Annotated in this window: 22 protein-coding genes; 6 read left to right on the top strand and 16 right to left on the bottom strand. The window is 68.3% G+C overall.

The window, feature by feature from the left end; translation table 11 throughout:
- Nucleotides 1-26 precede the first annotated feature (26 nt).
- The 10 genes from IG04_RS0135430 to IG04_RS0135385 all read right to left on the bottom strand — a co-directional run bounded on the left by IG04_RS0135430 (nt 27) and on the right by IG04_RS0135385 (nt 8,747).
- Nucleotides 27-332, bottom strand: coding sequence for a DUF3040 domain-containing protein (locus IG04_RS0135430; RefSeq protein WP_030481110.1), 306 nt, complete (start codon nt 330-332; stop codon nt 27-29).
- Nucleotides 333-375: 43 nt separating this feature from the next.
- Nucleotides 376-1,410, bottom strand: coding sequence for an SPFH domain-containing protein (locus tag IG04_RS0135425; protein ID WP_030481109.1), 1,035 nt, complete (start codon nt 1,408-1,410; stop codon nt 376-378).
- 3 nt (nt 1,411-1,413) lie between these two features.
- The gene (locus IG04_RS0135420) at nt 1,414-1,845 is read right to left on the bottom strand and encodes an NfeD family protein (RefSeq protein WP_030481108.1); all 432 of its coding nucleotides are present in this window, start codon (nt 1,843-1,845) and stop codon (nt 1,414-1,416) included.
- Between the two features lie 132 nt (nt 1,846-1,977).
- Nucleotides 1,978-3,084, bottom strand: coding sequence for a PucR family transcriptional regulator (locus IG04_RS0135415; protein ID WP_030481107.1), 1,107 nt, complete (start codon nt 3,082-3,084; stop codon nt 1,978-1,980).
- A 78-nt stretch (nt 3,085-3,162) separates the two neighbouring features.
- A complete protein-coding gene (locus IG04_RS0135410) occupies nt 3,163-4,065 on the bottom strand; it encodes an acyl-CoA desaturase (RefSeq protein WP_036016561.1) in 903 nt (300 codons plus the stop codon).
- A gap of 232 nt (nt 4,066-4,297) precedes the next feature.
- Nucleotides 4,298-4,498 (bottom strand): cold-shock protein, encoded by a 201-nt coding sequence (locus tag IG04_RS0135405; protein ID WP_030481105.1) that lies wholly within the window; start codon nt 4,496-4,498, stop codon nt 4,298-4,300.
- A 263-nt stretch (nt 4,499-4,761) separates the two neighbouring features.
- Nucleotides 4,762-5,898 (bottom strand): N(5)-(carboxyethyl)ornithine synthase, encoded by a 1,137-nt coding sequence (locus IG04_RS0135400; RefSeq protein ID WP_030481104.1) that lies wholly within the window; start codon nt 5,896-5,898, stop codon nt 4,762-4,764.
- A gap of 43 nt (nt 5,899-5,941) precedes the next feature.
- Nucleotides 5,942-6,535: a GNAT family N-acetyltransferase gene (locus tag IG04_RS0135395; protein ID WP_036016560.1), complete on the bottom strand. Its 594-nt coding sequence runs from the start codon at nt 6,533-6,535 to the stop codon at nt 5,942-5,944.
- Between the two features lie 289 nt (nt 6,536-6,824).
- Nucleotides 6,825-7,841 (bottom strand): flavin-containing monooxygenase, encoded by a 1,017-nt coding sequence (locus IG04_RS0135390; RefSeq protein WP_030481102.1) that lies wholly within the window; start codon nt 7,839-7,841, stop codon nt 6,825-6,827.
- Between the two features lie 69 nt (nt 7,842-7,910).
- The gene (locus tag IG04_RS0135385) at nt 7,911-8,747 is read right to left on the bottom strand and encodes a helix-turn-helix domain-containing GNAT family N-acetyltransferase (RefSeq protein ID WP_030481101.1); all 837 of its coding nucleotides are present in this window, start codon (nt 8,745-8,747) and stop codon (nt 7,911-7,913) included.
- Between the two features lie 98 nt (nt 8,748-8,845).
- Between IG04_RS0135385 and IG04_RS0135380 the strand changes: the two genes are divergently transcribed.
- Nucleotides 8,846-10,177 (top strand): FAD-dependent oxidoreductase, encoded by a 1,332-nt coding sequence (locus tag IG04_RS0135380; protein WP_030481100.1) that lies wholly within the window; start codon nt 8,846-8,848, stop codon nt 10,175-10,177.
- Between the two features lie 40 nt (nt 10,178-10,217).
- Nucleotides 10,218-11,432, top strand: coding sequence for an MFS transporter (locus IG04_RS0135375; protein WP_084401891.1), 1,215 nt, complete (start codon nt 10,218-10,220; stop codon nt 11,430-11,432).
- Here the strand turns inward: IG04_RS0135375 and IG04_RS0135370 are convergent.
- Complete coding sequence (locus tag IG04_RS0135370; protein ID WP_030481098.1) at nt 11,351-11,752, bottom strand: arsenate-mycothiol transferase ArsC; 402 nt, start codon at nt 11,750-11,752, stop codon at nt 11,351-11,353. The genes IG04_RS0135375 and IG04_RS0135370 overlap by 82 nt on opposite strands.
- Before the next feature lie 58 nt (nt 11,753-11,810).
- Nucleotides 11,811-12,452: an arsenate reductase/protein-tyrosine-phosphatase family protein gene (locus IG04_RS0135365; RefSeq protein WP_030481097.1), complete on the bottom strand. Its 642-nt coding sequence runs from the start codon at nt 12,450-12,452 to the stop codon at nt 11,811-11,813.
- A gap of 85 nt (nt 12,453-12,537) precedes the next feature.
- On the opposite strand from IG04_RS0135365, the gene IG04_RS0135360 reads away from it, so the two are divergent.
- Genes IG04_RS0135360 through IG04_RS0135350 form a run of 3 tightly spaced genes read left to right on the top strand, consistent with a single transcriptional unit; the run spans nt 12,538 to nt 14,918 of the window.
- Entirely contained in the window at nt 12,538-12,867 is a 330-nt protein-coding gene (locus tag IG04_RS0135360) for an ArsR/SmtB family transcription factor (protein WP_051771356.1), read from the top strand.
- 16 nt (nt 12,868-12,883) lie between these two features.
- A complete protein-coding gene (arsB, locus tag IG04_RS0135355; protein WP_030481095.1) occupies nt 12,884-13,957 on the top strand; it encodes an ACR3 family arsenite efflux transporter in 1,074 nt (357 codons plus the stop codon).
- Nucleotides 13,944-14,918: an ArsO family NAD(P)H-dependent flavin-containing monooxygenase gene (locus IG04_RS0135350; protein ID WP_030481094.1), complete on the top strand. Its 975-nt coding sequence runs from the start codon at nt 13,944-13,946 to the stop codon at nt 14,916-14,918. The genes arsB and IG04_RS0135350 overlap by 14 nt, the downstream gene beginning before the upstream one ends.
- Here IG04_RS0135350 and IG04_RS0135345 read toward each other — a convergent pair.
- On the bottom strand, nt 14,908-15,255 hold the full coding sequence (locus IG04_RS0135345) for an ArsR/SmtB family transcription factor (protein ID WP_030481093.1): 348 nt from the start codon (nt 15,253-15,255) through the stop codon (nt 14,908-14,910). The genes IG04_RS0135350 and IG04_RS0135345 overlap by 11 nt on opposite strands.
- A 77-nt stretch (nt 15,256-15,332) precedes the next feature.
- Between IG04_RS0135345 and arsM the strand changes: the two genes are divergently transcribed.
- The gene (gene arsM / locus IG04_RS0135340) at nt 15,333-16,259 is read left to right on the top strand and encodes an arsenite methyltransferase (RefSeq protein ID WP_084401862.1); all 927 of its coding nucleotides are present in this window, start codon (nt 15,333-15,335) and stop codon (nt 16,257-16,259) included.
- Between the two features lie 42 nt (nt 16,260-16,301).
- Here the strand turns inward: arsM and IG04_RS0135335 are convergent, their stop codons facing one another.
- The 3 genes from IG04_RS0135335 to IG04_RS0135325 all read right to left on the bottom strand — a co-directional run bounded on the left by IG04_RS0135335 (nt 16,302) and on the right by IG04_RS0135325 (nt 18,574).
- Nucleotides 16,302-17,153 (bottom strand): SDR family NAD(P)-dependent oxidoreductase, encoded by an 852-nt coding sequence (locus tag IG04_RS0135335; RefSeq protein ID WP_036016558.1) that lies wholly within the window; start codon nt 17,151-17,153, stop codon nt 16,302-16,304.
- Nucleotides 17,154-17,259: 106 nt separating this feature from the next.
- Nucleotides 17,260-18,240 (bottom strand): acyl-CoA dehydrogenase family protein, encoded by a 981-nt coding sequence (locus tag IG04_RS0135330; protein ID WP_030481090.1) that lies wholly within the window; start codon nt 18,238-18,240, stop codon nt 17,260-17,262.
- Nucleotides 18,233-18,574, bottom strand: a complete 342-nt coding sequence (locus IG04_RS0135325; protein ID WP_030481089.1) for an MmcQ/YjbR family DNA-binding protein — start codon at nt 18,572-18,574, stop codon at nt 18,233-18,235. Before IG04_RS0135325 ends, IG04_RS0135330 begins: the two co-directional genes overlap by 8 nt.
- Nucleotides 18,575-18,596: the final 22 nt, after the last annotated feature.

Below are 18,596 nucleotides of genomic sequence, written 5' to 3'. Positions count from 1 at the left end.
TGATGTGATCTTGGCAGGAACGCGGATCAGCCCGATGGCTCGTCGTTTCGGCGGGTGCGCCAGGTCTGGACGACGATGATCACCGGGCTGACCGCGGTCACGGCCGCACCGAGCGCGATCAGCACGAGCGACGACAGCGACACGCCCGTGATGACCACCACCAGGCCGACCACGTAGATCAGCAGCAGGCTGATCAACTTCAGCACGCGTGGCGGCAACCGGTGATGCGGTGGCGGCGTCCTGACGAGTTTGGAGGCGAACTTGGGATCGTCCTCGGCGAGACGTCGCTCGATGGCGTCCAGCTCGCGCTGCTCGTCCTCTGCCAATCCCACCGTCACGCACCTCCCGGACTCGCCACCGACTATCCGTGCCGTCTCAGCGACCCGCCAGTTCCGGGCGCAGCGCGTTCACCGGTGTGGCGGCGTCCGCGGCGTCCGAGACCGCTTCGGCGGCTGCCTCGCTCGCCTGCGCGACGTCCTTCTCCGCCTGCGCGGTGGCGGCTTCGACGGCGTCATCGGTCCTGGCGGCGGCCGATCGCGGCAGCGTCTCGGAGAACGCCTTCGAGACGTCGCGCAGCGCGGTGGTGACCTCGCTCGGAATCACCCAGAACGTGTTGCCCTCTCCCTGCGCGAGCTTCGGCAGGACCTGGAGGTACTGGTAGGCGAGCAGCTTGGGGTCCGGATCGTTGCGGTGGATCGCCTGGAAGACCTGGTCGATCGCGCGGGACTGGCCCTCCGCCTCGAGGATGGTGGCGGCACGGTGCCCTTCGGCGCGCAACACGGCGGCCTGCTTGTCACCCTCGGCCGTGAGGATCTGCGACTGCCGCTGTCCCTCGGCGGTCAGGATCGCGGCCCGCTTGTCGCGTTCGGCCCGCATCTGCTTCTCCATCGCCTCCTTGATGCTCTGCGGCGGATCGATGGCCTTGATCTCCACGCGGTTGACCCGCAGACCCCACTTGCCCGTCGCGTCGTCGAGCACGCCGCGCAACTGGTTGTTGATCGTGTCGCGCGAGGTGAGGGTCTTCTCGAGATCCATGGATCCCACGACGTTGCGCAGGGTGGTGACGGTGAGCTGTTCGACCGCCTGCAGGAAGCTCGCGATCTCGTAGGCGGCGGAACGAGGATCGGTGACCTGGAAGTACAGCACCGTGTCGATCTGCACGACCAGGTTGTCCTCGGTGATCACCGGCTGCGGCTGGAACGAGACCACCTGCTCACGCAGGTCGATCGGCGGGTAGACGCGATCGATGTAGGGGATGACGAAGTTGAGACCGGGCGTGAGGGTGCGCTGGTACCGGCCCAGGCGTTCGACGTTGCGCGCGCGGGCCTGCGGCACGATGCGCACGGCGCGCAGGACGGTGAACGCCGCGAAGATCGCGAGCACGAGTCCGGCGACGAGCAGTGTGGACATGGCTCACTCCCGTGGGTAGACGACGGCGGTGCTGCCGTCGATTTGCAGTACGTCGACCGTGCGCCCGGCGGGGATGACGAGGGACTCGTCGTAGGGACGAGCCGTCCAGTCCTCACCGCGGAGACGCACCAGACCTTCGTGGTTGTTCACCTCGCGCAGGACGTAGCCGGACGCACCGACCAACGCTTCGACGCCGAACTGTTCGAGCCGCGGCTGCAGCATCATTCGCCGCGCCCACGGCCTGACCAGCAGCACACCGGCGGCGGACACGACGCTGAACACCACCAACTGGCCGGGAACCGGCAGGCCGATCGCCGCCGTCCCCGCCGTGACGACCCCTGCGACCGCGAGCATGCCGAGTGCCGCGGTGAGCGTGAAGATCTCGGCGATGGCCAGCCCCAGCGCGATGATCAGCCAGATGAGCCAGGGATCCATGGTGCGACCCTCCCTAGACGGAGGTACGCCTCAAACGTACGACGTCTCCCCACCATCGTCGGCCCGATACGGCCCGGCGGACAGGCGTCCGCCCGGCCAGTTGGACCGCCGTTGCCTGCCGGTGCCCGGCAATCAGGGCCAGCCGAGCAGGCGTGCCCCGAGCACCGCCACCTGAAGCGTGAACGCCTGGGCGGGATCGTCGGCGCGATAGCCGGTCAGCTCGCGGACGCGGTCGAGGCGATAGGTGACCGTGCGTACGCCGATGCCGAGCGTGAGCGCGGTGGCGGTCGTGACTCGCCCGGAAGCGAAATACGCCTCCAGCGTGTTCATCAGACGCTCAGCTCCTCCACGCGCCCCGTGCAACGGCTCGAGGACAGCGGTGACGAGCTCGCCGAGTGCCGCGCTGTCACGTAGAAGCACTTGGTAGACCAGCAGATCCGCGGCTTTGACGAACCGTTCGCCCAGATCGAGGCGGTCGGCGATGTCGAGGGCGTTGCGGGCCTGCTCGAAGGAACGGACCGCTCCGCCGGGACCGGACTGCGGCTGGCCGAGACCGACCCGCCATCGGGAGCTCCGTCCCACGACCTCGCTGACCTGACGCGCGAACTCCTCGGGTGCGCCGGCGAGGTCGTGCGGGACCACGCACACCAGGAGGCCCTCGCGCGCGGCCACGAGCACGTGGCGGGAGCTGAACCGCAGGCTCATCGCGGCCTGGACGCTCGACGTCGCCGCGCCCGAGTCGAGGAACGACTGGGACGCGGACGCCGCCGCGACGACGTTCGTGCCGGCGAGCTGCAGCCCGTACCGCTCGGCACGTTCCGCGAGCTGGCCGAGATCGCGTCCGGTGAGCAGGTCGTCGATGAACTCGCGACGCAGCGACTCGTCCCTGCGCACGGTCCAGCGCTGGGTCTCCTCGTATCCCTTCGTCAGTTCGCCGACGGCGTCCTCCGCTGCCCGGAACACGGCTTCACCGATTCGTTTCAGGGCATCGGTGTTCTGGGCGGCGGCCACGCCCGGCAGGGTCGCCCATGATCGCCACATCTCCGCGAGATGCCCCTTGATCAGCTCGCGCAGCGGCACACCACGTTCCGCCGCGTCGGCACCCGCGCCGTGCAGGTCGTGGCGTTCCTTGGCCGAAAGCGTCCTCCCTGCCAGGCTGATCTCCCGGAGTGCCTGGACGAACGCCGCCACATCCGCGGGCACGTCGCCCGGTGCGGGTCCGGTCGATCGCCTGGCCATGTGTCCTCCGCGAAGTCAGGCGCGAGTGAGGGGCAGCGAACCTTTGCGTCCGCTGACGGCCCCACTGTTCCACTGATGTCAGGACGTGGTGGTCTTGAGCTTGCGGGCGAGACGTTCCGGCCTCGGCCAGCGGACGTGGGTGGCCCAGCCGAGCTTCTCGAAGACCCAGATCAGGCGCGCGGAGATGTCGAGCTGACCGCGGCGGACGCCGTGGCGGGCGCAGGTGGGGTCGGCGTGGTGGGAGTTGTGCCAGGACTCGCCCATCGACAGGATCGCCAGTGGCCAGAAGTTGGCGGACTTGTCACGCGCCTCGAACGGCCGGTCGCCGATCATGTGGCAGATCGAGTTGACCGACCAGGTGACGTGGTGCAGCACGGCGACGCGGACGAGACTCGCCCAGAAGAACGCGGTGAGCGCACCCCACCAGCTCCAGGTGATCAGACCTCCGGCGAGTGCCGGTGCGAGCAGTGTCGCGGCGGTCAGCGCGGGGAACCAGCGGTTGACGCGCTGGATGTCGGCGTCGGCCAGCAGGTCGGGCGCGAAGCGCGCGGCGTTGGTCAGTTGCCGCCGGAACATCCAGCCCATGTGGGCGTGCAGGAAGCCCTTCGCCAGTGCGCGGGCCGAGGTGCCGAAGAGCCACGGCGAGTGCGGGTCGCCTTCGCGGTCGGCGTAGGCGTGGTGGCGGCGGTGGTCGGCGACCCAGCCGATGATCGGGCCCTGCATGGCCATGCTGCCGGTGACCGCGAGCGCGATCCGCAGCGCGCGGTTGGCTTTGAAGGCTCCGTGGGTGAAATAGCGGTGGAATCCGATCGTCACACCGAGACAGGTAAGGGTGTAGAAGAACACGGCGAGGCCGACGTCGACCCAGCCGAGGCCCCAGCCCCAAGCCAGTGGAATCGCTGCGGCGAGTGCCAGCGCCGGTATCACGGCGAACATCTTGACCAGGAACATTTCGGTCGGGGACTTCTCGCCGGCCAGCATGGGCTGCGGCGCGGCATCTGTTCGGGGGGCGATCGATTCGACTTTCGCACTCACGTTCTTATCTCCGTTCTTACCTCCGGAAACAGCTGACGTTCTCCGTCGTGCGGATACCCGTGAGGCAACGGTGGTAATCGGTGTGAAAGGCCGGTGCCCCTCGGTCGGGGGATCGTCGAGGGGCACCGGGTCGGTGTCTCCGCCAGCGGGCGTCAGCCGGCAGGAGCACGGTATGAGGTCAGATGGCGCGGACGGCGGTGGCCTGCGGGCCCTTGGGGCCCTGGGTGACCTCGAACTCGACGCGCTGGGCGTCCTCGAGGCTGCGGTAGCCGTCGCCGTCGATCTCCGAGTAGTGCACGAAGACGTCCGGTCCGCTCTCACGGGAGAGGAAGCCGAAGCCCTTCTCCGCGTTGAACCACTTCACGGTTCCCTGAGTCATTGTCTTTCTCCTTGCTGGTGCTGGGTGTGGGCGCCGCAGGATGCGGTTCCCAGGCCGGGTTCAGACGGCGACTTCTCCAGCTTGTCCTGCAAGAAAAAGAAAGAAGCGCCCGCAACATCGTTTCCGCGAGCGTGATGAACACGAACACAAAACTCTACGACCACTCCGTACAACACCGCCGAGGCCGAATTAGTTCCTGCGGTGACACCGGGTGCCGTACGTCACCGGCAGCGGAGCGGTCTGCCGGCACGGCGGTGTGCAGCTCAGCCGCGGGCATGCGGGTACTCCGATGATCGATGCTGGAACGAGAGGATGCGCGGGTTCACGATGGTTCCCTCGCGGATCTCGACGGCACGCTGGATGATCTCGCTGGAGTCCCAGTCGCCGGTGAGCACCGAACGCAGGTGCGGCAGCAGCGCTTCGCTGATCTCCCAGGTCGCCGAGTTCCACAGGTAGGACGGGCTGTGGTCCACGCCGTAGTAGCGCACGTGGTCACCCACCAGGAAGTCCGGCTCGTCGAACGTGGTGGGGCGCGCCCATTCGAAGCCCATGCCCGCGTCGCAGGAGACGTCGATGACCAGTGTTCCCGAGGCCAAAGTGGACAGATCGTCGTTGGTGAGGAACGTCAGCGGCGCGTCGGTGTCCTGAAGCACGCAGTTGACGATGATGTCGTGTTCCGCGAGGAGTTCCGCCAGCGGTACGCGGCCGTTGTCGGTGAAGGCGTGGCTGCGCTGCGGATCGGCATCGTCGTGGTCGAAGTGGATGATCCGTGCGGAGTGGATCGGTGCGTTGACGGCGGCGACGCCGCGGTTGGTGAGGATGGTGACCTCGTGCACCCCGAGTGCGTTGAGAGCCGTCACGGCGCCTCGTGCGGTCGCGCCGAAGCCGATCACGACGGCGCGCAGCCGCCGCCCGTAGTCGCCGGTCGAGCCGGTCAGCTGCAGGGCGTGCAGCACCGAGCAGTAGCCCGCGAGCTCGTTGTTCTTGTGGAAGACGTGCAGGCTGAACGAACCGTCGGAGGTCCAGTGGTTCATGGCCTCGAAGGCGATGAGCGTCAGCCGTCGTTCGATGGCCAGCTGCGTGATCTTCTCGTCCTGGACGCAGTGCGGCCAGCCCCACAGCGCCTGGCCTTCCCGCAGTTGCGCGATGTCCTCGGCGAGTGGTTTGAGCAGCAGGACGACATCGCATTCCGCGATGAGCTCCTCCCGCGAGCGCAGTCCCGCGACGGATGCCGCGAGCCGCTCGTCGGAGACGCCGAAGCGTTCCCCGTAGCCGTGTTCGAGGTAGATCCGGCCACGGAGGTCCGCGTCGATCCGGTCCAGGTGCAGCGGGTGGAGGGGAAGCCGGAGCTCGTTCTCCTTGCGGGACTGGGCGATGACTCCGAGGCTGAGCTGATCCACTGTGTCCGTTTCCTTGATGTTGGGGGCTGCGCGGTGCGGAAAATCAGTCGCCGCTGAGGTTGGGTGGCTGGAGTGCCGCGGGCGCCGCGAGATCGAGGTCGGCCGCACGGAGGCGGAACACCTGCAGTTCGACACCGAAGTACTTGGTGGTCTCGCCGACCCAGTGCATGCCGTTTTTCCGGACGGTGGCGGCGGCGCGGGCGTTGCCGGGGCGGACGACGGCGAAGATCTCCTGGACGTTCTGGCTGAACGCCCAGCCGGCCAGCGCGTGGGTGGTCTCGGTGGCGTAGCCGTTGCCCCAGGTGTCGGGGCGCAGCTGCCAGCCGATCTCCAGATCCTCGTCGCCCGGCGGCAGCGGGAGCAGGACGGCGCCGCCGATCACACGATCGTCCGTGTTGCGCTGGATGGCCCATCGACCGGCCGGAACGGGCAACCGGGCGCTTTCTGCGCCCCACTGCTGCAGCAGCAGCCGCATGGCCGCGAGGTCTGGCACCCGGTCCATGTCGGGGCTGAGCCACCGAGTCACCTCGGCGTGCCCGTAGATCTCCAGTGCGGCCTGTGCGTCGTCGACCTGCCAGGGTCGCAAGGTCAGCCGCTTCGTGGTCAACGGATGGGTCGTCCAGGTCTGCGTGCTCATATCGGTACTCCGTTCCCGGGGCGCTGATCTGGCCGGGTGATGTTCCGATATGGAGCGTCAGGCCTTTTTGGAAGCGCCGTTCAGGAAGTGGCGTTTTGTCTCCATGCTACACGCATAACTGGCAGGCGCCGATCGTGTCCGCGTGATCAGAAGAATCCGGCGAACGGTCCCTGAGAATCGGCTGTGAGTATCTGACCTGCGTGTTTCATTCACTGAAGGATCTTTGCGGTGGTGAGCAAGAATTTTGGCGGCATTTCGAAAGACGCGCGGGGTCTTGCCGTGAACCCGGTTACGTGAGCAGACGGCGAACGACGTGGGTGGCGTCGCGTCCGGCACCTCGCAAGGTGGCGGAGGAGAGGCTGCGCTGCCATTCCAGGCCGACGAAGCCGAGTCCGCGGTGGTGGCGGGACACTCCGCGGTCGTGCTCGGTGCGCAGCCGGTCGAGGTACGGCAGGTCGGGGCGGTACCCGGTGGCCAGGATGACGGCATCGACGTGTTCGCGCCGTTCGTCCGGCCAGATGACCTTCGAGCCCTCCAGCGCCGTGAACATCGGCCGGCGGTCGGGGCGCCGATCGTCGATGGCGCTGCGGTAGCGGCCGGTGTCGAGGACCGGGGTGGTGAATCCGCCGGGCAGCCAGGGGCCGATCGGGAGACGGTCGAGGCCGGTGCGGTCGAGCCAGAAGTGCAGGTCGCGGCCGAACGGGCGTTGAGCCGAGAACTTCACCGGCTTGCGGGTCGCGAGGGTGACGTGGGCGTGTTCGGCGAGTTCCGCGGCGATCTGGACGGCGGAGTTGCCGGCGCCGACCACGATGACGCGCCGGCCGTGGAACGGTGCGGGCGAACGGTACTGCGCCGCATGCAGGACGGTGCCGGGGAAGTCGTCGAGGCCGGGCAGGGCGGGCCGGTACGGGTTGCCGAATCCGCCGGTGGCGGCGATGACGATCGGCGCGGTGAAGTTCGTTCCGTCGGCGGTCGCGACACGGAACTCGTTGTCCCGCACCACTTCTGCGACACGGTGGCCGGTGCGGATGCCGGCGCCGAGATGCGCGGCGTAGGTGCGCAGGTAGTCGGCGACTTCGTCGCGGTGCGGGTAGCGCTCGGGATCGCCGGGGAACGGCAGGCCGGGCAGCGCGCTGTAGCGGGCGGGGGAGAACAGGGTGAGGCTGTCGTAGTAGTGCGGCCAGGAGCCGGTTGGTTCGTCGCCTGCTTCGAGCACGAGGGGGCGCAGGCCTCGTGCGAGGAGGGCGTGGGCCGCGGCGAGGCCGGACTGGCCGGCGCCGATGACGATGGCGTCGTGGCTGTTCATGGGCACCTCGAAGTAGCCGTCGCCGAGCACGGCGACGGATGAGTGGTCAGATGAGTGGTCAGATGGGTGTCAGATGGCGGTTCGGCGTTCGAGGAAGACGGTGTCGCGCCACACGCCGTGGTGTTGCGCGATGCGTTCGCGGACGCCGAGGGTGCGGAAGCCCGCGGAGTGGTGCAGGGCGAGGCTTGCGCGGTTCTCGGGGAAGATCGAGGTCTGCAACGTCCAGAGGCCGGCGTCGTCGGCGGCATTGACTTGCTTGTGTACCAGGGCTTTGCCGACACCGCGGCCGCGGAAGTCCGTGCCTACGTAGACGGATGTCTCGGCGACGCCGGCGTAGCAGTCCCGTGTGGACACGGCGGTGAGGGCGGCCCAGCCCGCGACCTGGCCGTCGATCTCGGCGATCCAGCGGTGCTCAGGAAGCCACTTGGCGTCGAGCGCCCTGCGCAGGGGTACTTCGGTTTCGAAGGTGGCGTCGCCGGTGGCGATGCCTTCGCCGTAGATGCGGCGCACAGCGGTCCAGTCGGAGATCTCCAACGGACGCAGCAGGACGTCCGCCGGGAGGTTGCCGGGGCAGCACGGGCGCGGTGCGAGCACGCCCATGACGACGTCGGCGGCGTGGGGCAGGCCGGTGCAGCAGGACGGGTTCACGCTGACGTGGGTGGCGGTGCCTTCCTTGTGCTGGCGCAGGAAGCCGACCTCGACCAGCTTGCGCACGTGGTGCGAGCAGGTGGACTGGCTGACGCCGAGCAGTTCGGTCAGTTCGCCGACGGTCATCGAGCGTGCCGCGGTGGCGACGGCGTGCAGGAGTCGCACGCGGGTCGGTTCGGCGAGGCACGCGAACCAGTCCGCGTAGGTCGCGGCGTCGTCGGCAGGCAGCACGGCCGGTGAGGCCGCTGTGGTCGTCATGGTTGAAGTATCGACGCAAATCGATGGTTGCGTCAATCGATCCCGGTCGATAGAGTCCCTGGTGTTGATTCGAAATCTGTCGATACAAGGGGTGCGTCGTGAGCGAGTTGCCAGTCGTCGTGGTGGGTGCCGGGCCTGCGGGTTTGTCCGCGGCGGCGAACTTGGTCGAACGGGGCGAGCAGGTGCTCGTGCTGGAGGCGGGCGATCGCGCCGGTGCAGCCGTGTCGCAGTGGAAGTATGTCCGGCTGTTCTCGCAGTGGAGCGAACTCGTCGACCCGGCGGCCGAGCGGCTGCTGAAGGAGGCCGGCTGGGTACGGCCGGACGGGGACGCGTACCCGAGCGGCGGGGAATGGGTGGAGAGCTACCTCCGGCCGTTGGCCGATGTGCTGGGCGACCGGGTTCGGTTCGGTGCCCGAGTGGTGGGCGTGGCACGGCGTGGGCGCGACCGGATCGTCGACTCCGGGCGCGAGGACGAGCCTTTGACCGTGCATGTGCAGACCGCCGAGGGGGAAGAGCGGATCACTGCGCGTGCGGTGATCGACGCTTCCGGCACGTGGGGCTCGCCGAACCCGCTGGGCGGAGACGGGCTTCCCGCGGTGGGGGAGAAGGCTGCGGCCGAGAAGATCACCTACCGCGTGCCGGATCTCGTGGCCGAACGCTCTCGTTACGCGGGCAAGCGGGTCGCGGTCGCGGGCAGCGGGCACTCCGCGCTCACCGCGTTGGTCGTGCTGGCAGAGCTCGCGGAGCAGGAGCCCGGCACGAAGATCGTGTGGTTGCTGCGCCGCGGTGCGGTCGGCAACGCGTTCGGTGGTGGGGAGGCCGACCAGCTGCCGGCGCGCGGTGCGTTGGGTCTGCGGGCGAAGAAGGCTGCTGAGGCCGGGTACGTCGAGACCGCCACGGGGTTCCGCACCGCTGCGATCGAACGTGCCGCGGACGGCAGTCTCACGCTGGAGTCGTTCGACGGCCACCAGGTCGAAGGCATCGACGAGATCGTTGTGCTGACCGGGTTCCGGCCTGATCTGTCGTGGCTGTCGGAAGTTCGGCTCGACCTGGACCCGGTGCTGCAGGCGCCGTCGAAGCTCGCGCCGCTCATCGACCCCAACGTGCACTCGTGCGGCACCGTCTACCCACACGGCGAGGCTGAGCTGCGCCACCCCGAGCCGAACGTCTACCTGGTCGGCATCAAGAGCTACGGCCGCGCGCCGACGTTCCTGTCGCTGACCGGCTACGAGCAGGCGCGATCGGTGGTAGCCGCGATCGCCGGTGACCACGAGGCCGCCGGACGTGTCGAGCTCGTGCTGCCCGAGACCGGGGTGTGCGGTGGCGCCGGCGTGTTCGACGCACCGGAGGAGCAGAAGAACGAGGGTGGTTGCTGCGGCTCGCCGGAGCAGGGGGAACTGACGGTCGGCCTCGCGTCCAGTGCGCGCTGACACGACGGCGCGGCCCGGCACAGGCGCCGGGCTGCGCCGCGTGTTGATCGTGTTGTGCTCCACCGAGATCATCAGCTGGGGGATTCTCTACTACGCGTTTCCCGTGCTGCTGCCGACGATCAGTGCGCAGACCGGGTGGTCGCTGGCCGCGATCACCGCTGGCTTCTCGGCGAGCCAGATCGTGGCGGGACTCGTCGGCGTGCCGGTGGGCAAACTGCTGGACCGCCGCGGTCCACGCGCCATCATGACCACCGGCTCGATCGTCGCGGTGCCGGCGCTCATCATGCTGGAGACCGCGCAGTCGTTGGTGTGGTTCACGATCGCGTGGTTGCTGATCGGTGTCGCGATGGCCGGAGTGTTCTACGCTCCCGCCTTCGCCGCGCTCACCCGCTGGTACGGGGCGAGGCGGGTGTCGGCGCTGACCGCGCTCACGTTGGTGGCAGGACTGGCCAGCACGGTGTTCGCACCGTTGACCGCCGTGCTGAACACGCATCTGGACTGGCGAGGCACCTACCTGGTGCTGGCTGGAATCCTTGCTGTCACTACGGTTCCGCTGCATCTGTTCGGCTTGCGGCTGCCGTGGCCGGAGATCGAGCACGAGGCGGAGCATCATCCGTCGGCGGTGGCGAGAAGCAGGCCGTTCATCGTCCTGACGATCTCGATGAGCCTGGCGGCGTTCAGCGTCTACGCGGTTGTGGTCAACCTCGTGCCGCTGCTGACCGAACGTGGGATGTCGACATCAGCGGCCGCCGTGGCCCTGGGCCTCGGAGGGGTGGGCCAGGTACTCGGACGGCTCGGTTATGCCAGGCTGGCCGCGAGGACGTCGGTACGCACGCGGACAGCGCTGGTCCTGCTGGCAAGTGCGGTGGTGACGACGTTGCTGGGCGTGATCCCCGGCCCGGCCCTGCTGCTCATCGCCGGCTCCGTGCTCGCAGGTGTGGCACGCGGGATCTTCACGCTGGTGCAGGCAACGGCGATCACCGATCGCTGGGGCGCTGTCCACTACGGACAGTTGAGCGGATTGCTCGCCGTGCCGGTGATGCTGACGGCGGCGATCGCGCCGTGGGCGGGCAGTGCCATGGCGGCGTGGCTCGGGGGATACCCGGCGGTGTTCGTCGTGCTGGGTGTGATCGGGGTGCTGGCGGCCGTGTTGTCGACCGCCAGCGTTCCGCGTCAGTCCAGCAGCTCGGCGACCAGGCCGCGCACGCGGCGGTCGATGTCGTCGCGGATCGGACGGACCGACTCGATGCCCTGACCCGCCGGGTCGTCGAGCTGCCAGTCGAGGTAGCGCTTGCCGGGGAACACCGGGCAGGTGTCGCCGCAGCCCATGGTGATCACGACGTCGGAGGCTTCGACGTCCTCGGTCGTGAGCTTCGAGGGGACCTCGGCGGTGATGTCGAGGCCCCACTCGGCCACGGCGGCCGCGGCCGCCGGGTTGACCTTCTCTGCGGGCTCGGATCCGGCCGAGCGCACGCTGATCCGCCCCATGCCGTAGTGCTGCAGCAGCGCCGCGGCCATCTGGGAGCGGCCCGCGTTGTGCACGCAGACGAACAGCACCTCGGGGGTCTTGGACACGGTCATCTCCTCGTTGCGGTGGTTCTCATGATGCGTGATCCAGGTGAACAGCGGTGTCTCAGTCCTGGAGAAGTTCGGACAGCAGGCCGCGGATGCGGCGGTCGATGTCGTCGCGGATCTCCCGCACGGTGTTCAGCGACGCGCCCGCCGGGTCGGCGACGTCCCAGTCCAGGTAGCGCTTGCCGGGGTAGACCGGGCAGGTGTCGCCACAGCCCATGGTGACCACGACGTCGGCGGCGCGCACGACCTCGTCGGTCAGCGGCTTGGGGAACGCCTCGGTCAGCTCGATGCCGAGTTCGTTGAGGGCGTCGGTGACGGTCTGCGGGATGGTGCCGGTCGGCTTGCTGCCCGCCGAGCGCACGGAGACCTTGCCGAACGAGTGGTGCTCCAGCAGCGCGGCGGCGATCTGGGAGCGGCCGGCGTTGTGGACGCAGATGAACAGGACCTGCGGCACGGTGATGGTCGTCAGGCCGTCGGCGCGGCCCTGGTCGGCCAGCCGCTGCTTGGTGAAGCGCGCGGTCAGGACCGGCAGGTAGGTGGTGACGGTGGCGTTCTCGGCGAGCAGGTCGTAGGTCTCGTCCACGACCTTGGCGACGGTCTCGCGGCTGAACACGCCGTGGAACCTGTCGGAGAGTTCGTCGGTGATCCGGAGCAGCTGGGCGGTGAGCTCGTGCTGAGGGAGTCCGCTCGTGCGGGACATCAGATCTCCTTGGACCGAAGTATGTCGATGCAGATCACACCCCGTGTATCGACTTTTGTCAATTCAACCCGTTATGGTCATCGTCATGACGAGCCCGGACCAGACGCTGCTCGACTCGGCGACCGCCGCACGCCTGTTCAAGGCGCTCGGCGATCCGATCCGGGTCGAACTGGTCGGCCTGGTGCGGCGGACCGAGGAGCAGGAGGCGTGCTTCTGCGACCTCGCCGACCAGTTCGACATGCCGCAGTCCTCGCTGAGCCACCACCTCAAGATCCTCGTCAACGCCGGTGTGCTCAGCCGGGAACGGCGCGGCACCTGGAGCTGGTACCGCATCGACAACGCCGCCATCGACACCCTGGCCGCCGTGCTGGCGCCAGGAGGACCGCTGCGCGACAGCAGCGCCTGCTGCGACTGACCTGACGGAGAACCTGTTGAGCACCAAGCAAACCGCGGCACCGGACGTGTTGCACCGACTGTCCTTCCTGGACAGGTTCCTGCCGGTGTGGATCGGCGTCGCCATGGTCGCCGGCCTGCTGCTCGGCCGCGGCGTTCCGGGCCTGCAGGGCGTGCTGGACGCCGTGAAAGTCGACGGCGTCTCGTTGCCGATCGCCCTGGGCCTGCTGCTGATGATGTACCCGGTGCTCGCGAAGGTCCGCTACGACAAGCTCGACACCGTCACCCGCGATCGCCGCACGATGGTGCTGTCGCTGGTGCTGAACTGGGTGCTGGGCCCGGCGCTGATGTTCGCGCTGGCCTGGATCTTCCTAGCTGATCTGCCGGAGTACCGGACAGGGCTGATCATCGTCGGCCTCGCCCGCTGCATCGCCATGGTCATCATCTGGAACGACCTCGCCTGCGGCGACCGCGAGGCCGCCGCCGTGCTGGTGGCGTTGAACTCCGTGTTCCAGGTGGTCATGTTCGGTGTGCTCGGCTGGTTCTACCTCGACCTGTTGCCCGGCTGGCTCGGTCTGGACACCGCATCGGTGGACTTCTCCGCGTGGGAGATCGCCAAGTCCGTGCTCATCTTCCTCGGCATCCCCCTGCTGGCCGGCTACCTGAGCCGCAAGCTGGGGGAGCGGACCCGTGGCCGGGAGTGGTACGAATCCAAGTTCCTGCCGCGGGTCGGTCCAGTCGCGTTGTACGGCTTGCTGTTCACGATCGTCATCCTGTTCGCGTTGCAGGGCGAGACCATCACGAACAAGCCGCTCGACGTCGTGCGGATCGCGCTGCCGTTGCTGGTCTACTTCGCGATCATGTGGGCCGGTTCCTACGCGCTGGGTAAGGCGTCCGGACTCTCCTACGAGCGGACCACGACGCTGGCGTTCACCGCCGCGGGCAACAACTTCGAGCTCGCCATCGCCGTCGCGATCAGTGTGTTCGGCGTGACGTCCGGGCAGGCCCTGGCCGGTGTGGTCGGGCCGCTGATCGAGGTGCCGGTCCTCGTCGCGCTCGTCTACGTCAGCCTCTGGCTGCGTCGTCGTTGGGCGGCTCGTGCTCAAGTCTGACGTCGTGGTGGTCGGCGGCGGTCAGGCAGGGCTGGCCGCCGCCTTCTACCTGCGCCGAGCGGGCATCGACCACGTGGTGCTCGACGCGCAACCCGTGCCAGGTGGGGCGTGGCCGCTCACGTGGAACTCGCTGCGCCTGTTCTCCGTCGCCCGTCACAGTTCGCTGCCCGGCTGGCCCATGCCGTCCTTTCCGGACGGATACCCGACCGCACAGCACGTCGTCGACTACCTCGCGGCCTACGAGAAGCGCTACGACATCCCCGTCCAGCGGCCCGTCCAGGTCACCTCGGTGACGCACGACGGCGACCGCCTGCTGGTGCACACCGACTCCGGCACTTGGTCGGCGCGGCACGTCATCAGCGCAACGGGCACCTGGTGGCGACCCTTCCGGCCTCTGGTGGACCTGCCCGGCCGCCAGTTGCACACCGTCGACTACCGCGACCCGCACGAGTTCGCCGGCCAGAAGGTGGTCGTGGTCGGCGGCGGCAACTCCGGCGCGCAGATCGCCGCCGACCTCATACCGCACACCGAGCTGACCTGGATGACGCGCCGGCCGCCGCGGTACATGCCGGACGAGATCGACGGCAAAGCGCTGTTCGACATCGCCACCCGGCGCGGCGGCGTCAGCGAACTCGGCGACATCGTGGCCGTACCTCCCGTTCGCGAAGCCCGCGACAACGGACTGCTCGTGGCCGTCCCGACGGACGTCGAAGCCTTGTCCGGGGCCGATGTTGTCGTGTGGTGCACCGGCTTCCGCCCTGCCTTGGGCCACCTGGCTCCGCTGCGTGTGCGCGACGCCGACGGTCGCGTCGCAGTGGACGGTACGACCGCCACCGGGGAGCCGCGCCTTCACCTGCTCGGCTACGGCGGCTGGACCGGACCCGCGTCGGCGACGCTCATCGGGGTCGGGCCGACCGCGAAGGCAACGGTCGCGAAGATCGCGCTGACGCTCAGGCCGTGACCTGCTGCCGCACGCTGCTCAGCATCGCGGCCATCCGGTCGGTCGTCTCCGGGCGCACCCAGTAGTAGACCCACGTGCCCCGGCGCTCGCAGTCGACCAAACCGGCCTGCCGCAGCAGCTTGAGGTGATGCGAGATCGTCGGCTGGGACAGCTCGAACGCCGGCGTCAGCTCGCAGACGCAGACCCCGCCTTCGGTCCGGGAAGCGATCATCGACAGCAGCCGCAGGCGCACCGGGTCTCCCAGCGCCTTGAACATCCCCGACAGCTCGGCCGCCTGAACCGCTGCCAGTGGGTCTTCCGGCAGCGGCTCGCAGCAACCGGGCTCCTGCTTCGACATATTTCAATATTGACGGCACTTCGGGTTTCGCGCAACAATACATAGACAAACTTCAATACAGCCTGGAGGAGCCTCCCATGGGTGAGCAGACTGAGCTGCGCGAGACCGTCCGTGCCCGCTACGCCGCAGCCGCGACCGCCGTCGCCCAAGGCGGGGGCGGCTGCTGTGGACCGCAGGCCGTGGAGGTCGACGAGACCTTCGGCGCGACGCTCTACCCGGCGGCCCAGCGCGACGAACTCCCAGCCGAGGCCGTGGCGGCCTCACTCGGCTGCGGCAACCCCATCGCCGTCGCCGACCTCCGCGAGGGTGAGCGGGTGCTGGACCTGGGCTCCGGTGGCGGCATCGACGTCCTGCTCTCGGCCCGTCGCGTCGGTCCGACCGGCAAGGCCTACGGCCTGGACATGACCGACGAGATGCTCGCGCTCGCCCTGTCCAACGCGGACAAGGCCGGCGCCACCAACGTCGAGTTCCTCAAGGGCAACATCGAAGACATCCCGTTGCCCGGCAACACCATCGACGTCGTCATCTCCAACTGCGTCATCAACCTCTCCGTCGACAAGCCCGCCGTGTTCGCCGAGACCTTCCGCGTCCTGCGTCCCGGTGGCCGTCTCGGCATCTCCGACGTCGTCGCCGACGACCACCTCACCCCTGCCGAGCGAGCCGAACGCGGCTCCTACGTCAGCTGCATCGCCGGAGCGCTCACCTTCACCGAGTACCGCGAAGGCCTGCAGACCGCCGGCTTCACCGGCATCGAGATCACTCCGACGTTCGAGGCCGCCGATGGCATGCACGGAGCCATTGTTCGTGCCGTGAAGCCACTCGGCATCGAGTCTGCCGGTGCAACAGCACCGGCGCAGAGTGAAGCGTCGTGCTGTGGCGTCAGCGCCTGCTGCACTTCCGGTGAGCAGTCGGTCGACCCGGCCGTCACCGTCACGGAGGCCAAACGGCGTCGGGATGTGGCTGTCAGAGCTAGCGGTGCGGTTCGGCTTTTGGCAACGTGCTGAACCTTGCGCTTCGGCTCGGCGTTCCGGTGTGGGTGGCGCCACTCATCGCGCCTGCCGTCGACCTCTCGTTCCCAACTCTTTCCCGGCCTTGGTGCCCCCATCGACCAGGATGTCGACCCCGGTCAGATAGCCGGGTGCCTCGCTCGCGCAGAACGCGAGCACAGCCGCGACCTCCTCAGGCCTGCCGAATCGCTTGATCGCTGCCGACTTCACCAGCTCGCCGGCGCCGTGGTTCTCCTCCAGGCGCCCCATCGCGGTGTCGAAGCTCCCTGGAGAGACGGAAACGACCCGCGCTCCCCGCTCTCCGAACCCGGCCGCGAGGAAACGGCTGTACCAGTGGACGAAGTTCTTGCTGATCGCGTAGGCCAGCCCGGGTTTGAGCTTCCGGCCGACGACCCGCGCGCGACTGACGATCGCCTTCTCGAAGTCGTCGGGCCGCTGCTCGGCAAGGCGGAAAGCACGGAGCGGGACGAGGATCCTGGGAATGCTGTGTCCGGCGGTGGATGCCACGTTGACGAGTGCGTCACCGTCCGCAGCTCGCGCGAGGAATGCTCGCGCGATGTTGACGGTGCCGGTCGCGTTGATGCGAGCGATGCGTTCAGCCGTGCCCATGTGCGGACTGATTCCAGCGGCGTGGACCACTGCGCGAACGTGACTTCCTTCAGACTCCGCGCGCTGGAACAGTTGCTCGACGGATGCCTTGTCGGTGATGTCGCACACCACGCCGATCGCTTCAACTCCGGCCATGGCCAGTTCGCGCACCGCGTCATCGAGGCGCGTCCGGTCGAGGTCTGCCAGCACGATTCGGTGGTCGTGACCCATGAGCCCTGCCGTTGCCAGCCCCATGCCGCCGGTCCCACCGGTGATGATCGCAGTGGGGTGTGCAGTCGACATGTTGATCCTCGTCGTTGAGATCGGAGCTCAGAGATTCCGTGCTTGGACCTGCATCCTTGTCCATCTCGCCAACCCCGACCAGTTGGACCGGGGCGAGAGCTGGCGATCAAGAGGTGAGGCGGTCGAGCAGCGCGGTCTTGATCTCTGGTCGTGACCCGAACACGAGCAGGAACCCGGCCTCGCGTAGAAGGCGCTGCCCGTGCTCACGTGGCAGCATCGCCCGGCTTCCGTCATGCACGACGAGTGCGGCCGCCGTTCGCAGCGCCAACTCCGCAACGGCGGCCCGTGCCTGCGGGACCTCGCTGTGACTTGCGTGGTGCAACACGTCTCGTGCCGCGTCGAGTTCAGCGTGGTCGATGTCCGCCAGCCGGGCTGCCCGCCCGGCCACGCCGAGCGCGAGCGATCCGGTGAAACGCACCGACTCCAGGTCGCCTTCAAGGTGCTTGGCGAGTGACACAGTGGACGTGACCTTCTCGTTCGGTACGAACAGCTGCTCGACCTTCATCGTCACCGTCCGGCTGGCCTGCACCGCGATCAGCTCCACCGGCGTTGTCGTGATCGCCGCGTTTTCTGCGGCATCGAGCAGAGCCCACACCAGCAGATCGTTGTCGTCGCGGGCCGCGATGTGCAGCACGTCGACCATTCCCCAACCTGTCACCCACGGTGCTGTGCCGTCGAAGATCCAGCCTCCGTCGGCAGGCGTGGCGCGCAGCAGCGGCGGCCCCGGACGGGTGGCAGCGCCCGCGGCGAGACCTGCTCGCACCGCGCCCGTGGTGAGATCAGCCAGGTACGCCGTGCGGAGGGTCTCGTTGCGCGACTCGGCCACCGCCATCACCGCGCCGTGGTGCTGCACCCATACGAACGCCGTCGTGAGGCACCCTCCGGCGAAGGTCTCCACGATTCGTTGCACCGTCTGGTAGTCGGGCACGTCCAAAGTGGACTGAGGAGAAGCAAGCCCGTAAAAACTTTGCTCCGCCAGCAAGTCCAGATGACCGGGAGGGACCCGGTCGGCGACGTCGACCGCTGCTGCGGTGGGGAACAGCACTTCGTCGGCGATTCGCCGGGCCGTAGCCAGGGCCTTACTCACGGTCGAGCACCTTGCGGAGCTTGGCGGGCGCCTTGAGTCGCCACGCCTGCTCGACCAGCTCTGCCAGCCGGCCGGGGTCGATCTTCGCCAGGTCGACGAGGATCGCGCCGTACCCGTCGTAGTGCGGTGTCGTGTAAAAGGCTGCGTCACCGGTCGCGAGCAGCGCTGCTTTCTCGTCCAGCTCGCACATCAGCACGAGCCCGCCCTCGGCCTCGGTCCGCAGGCGCGCGAAGCCCTTCCCGGCCACCTTCAACGATGGTGTCCGGTGCCAGGTCGCTTCCTCGACCTCAGGCAGGCGCGACGCCATCGTCACCACGTCATCCCAGCTAGGCATGCCTGCATCCTCGCAGCAGCCG

Origin of the sequence: Lentzea albidocapillata (assembly GCF_000719115.1) — a bacterium.
Taxonomy (GTDB): domain Bacteria; phylum Actinomycetota; class Actinomycetes; order Mycobacteriales; family Pseudonocardiaceae; genus Lentzea; species Lentzea albidocapillata.
The sequence above is the reverse complement of the archived record's forward strand: the minus strand, read 5'-3'. Positions and strand labels throughout refer to the sequence as shown.